Source organism: Peribacillus sp., from assembly GCF_059453735.1.
This window is the reverse complement of record NZ_JAZVJO010000185.1, coordinates 1-1,832: the sequence shown is the minus strand read 5'-3', so window position 1 is coordinate 1,832 and position 1,832 is coordinate 1. Positions and strand designations below refer to the sequence as shown.

2 protein-coding genes are annotated in these 1,832 nt (G+C 43.4%); both read right to left on the bottom strand.

Features of this window, described 5'->3' with window-relative positions; genetic code table 11:
• Window positions 1-232: 232 nt before the first annotated feature.
• Window positions 233-1,351 (bottom strand): Nif3-like dinuclear metal center hexameric protein, encoded by a 1,119-nt coding sequence (locus AC52RT_RS06060; RefSeq protein WP_495539913.1) that lies wholly within the window; start codon window positions 1,349-1,351, stop codon window positions 233-235.
• Window positions 1,352-1,353: 2 nt separating this feature from the next.
• Window positions 1,354-1,832: tRNA (adenine(22)-N(1))-methyltransferase (locus tag AC52RT_RS06055; protein WP_495539912.1), on the bottom strand; the 479-nt coding region annotated here is incomplete at its 5' end.

The following is a 1,832-nucleotide window of genomic DNA, read 5'->3' as shown; positions in this document are numbered from 1 at the left end:
ACTTAATTTAGAAAGACTGTTGATTGAAGTGAAAGGCGTGAAGACTCCTGCGGGAACAGCGGGACAGGACCCCGCAGGAGCGTAAGCGATGAGGAGGCTCACCGCCCGCCCGCGGAAAGCGAAACGCCTGGAACGGAAATCAACACCCGCATTTTAAAAACTAAAAAAGAAGACTGTAGACAAACTCTTTTTCCACCCGAGTTTGTCTACAGCCTCCTTTATTTTATAAAAATCACATAAATGTAAACGGATCGGTGTGTATCGTTGAAGGAATGAACTCAACCAGGAATTTTTTTTCTTCGCAGCGTTTTGTCATCTCTGCTGCCACACCTTTTTTCATGACCTTCTCGACGTTATGACCCGGATCTATAATATTAAGACCCAAACTCATGGCATCTAATGCAGTATGATAATACATATCACCTGTCACATAAACGTCAGCACCTTTATAGATGGCACTTTGAAAATATTTGTTACCGTCTCCGCCCAGTACAGCTGCTTTTTTGACGATGGCATTAAGATTACCGACGACACGAAGTGCAGGAACTTCCAGGACACGCTTCACATGCTCAGCAAATTCACCCAACGTCATTTCTTCTTTAAGCATCCCCACTCGCCCTAACCCAAGCGATTCCCCCTTATTGTCTAGAGTGAAAAGATCATAGGCAGGCTCTTCGTATGGGTGAGCCTTAAATAAAACAGACAGTAACTTTTTCTCTATCGTTTCAGGATAAATGACTTCAATCCGAACTTCCTTTACACGTTCAAGTGTTCCTTTCGAACCTATAACCGGATTGCTTCCTTGTTCCGGAAGAAACATGCCTGTTCCCTCCACACTGAAGCTGCAGCTGCTGTAATGACCGATTGCTCCAGCACCAGCATTTCCTAACGCTTCACGAACAGCTTCCGCGTTCTCTTCAGGTACATAAGTAACCAATTTCTTAAGCGTTGTTTCATGTGTTGGACTAAGCACCTCTGTCTCTTGCAAACCGAGTGCATCCGCAAGTAAATCGTTGACTCCGCCCCACGCGACATCCAAATTTGTATGAGCTGCATACACGGCAATCTCATGTTTAATTAACTTTTCAAGAATTCTCCCCTCAGGAGCTCCTAAATCAATTCTTTTCAACGGACGATAGATTAGCGGGTGATGGGCAATAATCAGCCCTGCACCTGCTTCAATCGCTTCATCCACCACTGTCTCAAGCACATCAAGGGCAACAAGTACTTTAGACACTGGTTTGTTTAATCTGCCTGCCTGAAGTCCGATTGGATCTCCATCCATTGCATAGGCTTTAGGTGAAAACTGTTCAAACAACTCGATAACTTCATATCCGTTTGGCGTTTTCATTTCTAAAGGATCTCCTTTACTTGTTTGATTAGCTGGACCAACTGTTCTCGTTTGGCTTCTGTTTCTTGGTTTTCTGCCTTTTCAGGCATTTGACGGAGGATACGTTCCCAATGACTTTTTTCGAAGTTCCATTTCTTTTTAAATACATCACTTTGTTCTGCTAGTAAAAATGGTCCAAATAAAAGTCCATTTTCGATTTGGTCTCCGTAGGGCCTTAATGGATCTCCTTTTTCAGCGATCAGAATTTCATAAATCTTACCGTCTTCTTCAACGATATCTTCACCAACCAATTCCCAACCATTTTCTTTTAGCCAATTCCGTACGATATTGGCAGCGATATTCGGCTGCAGAATTAATCGTTCAACTTTTGACAATTTAGTCTTACCGCGGTCTAGGATCTGCGAAATTAACGCACCGCCCATTCCGCAAATCGTTATACAGGTAGCTTCTCCTTCCTGTAACACATCAAGACCGTCTCCTT

Coding starts and splice junctions, on each gene's coding strand:
- AC52RT_RS06060 (WP_495539913.1), bottom strand. CDS start 1,351: ATGAAAACGCCAAACGGATATGAAGTTATCGAGTTGTTTGAACAGTTT.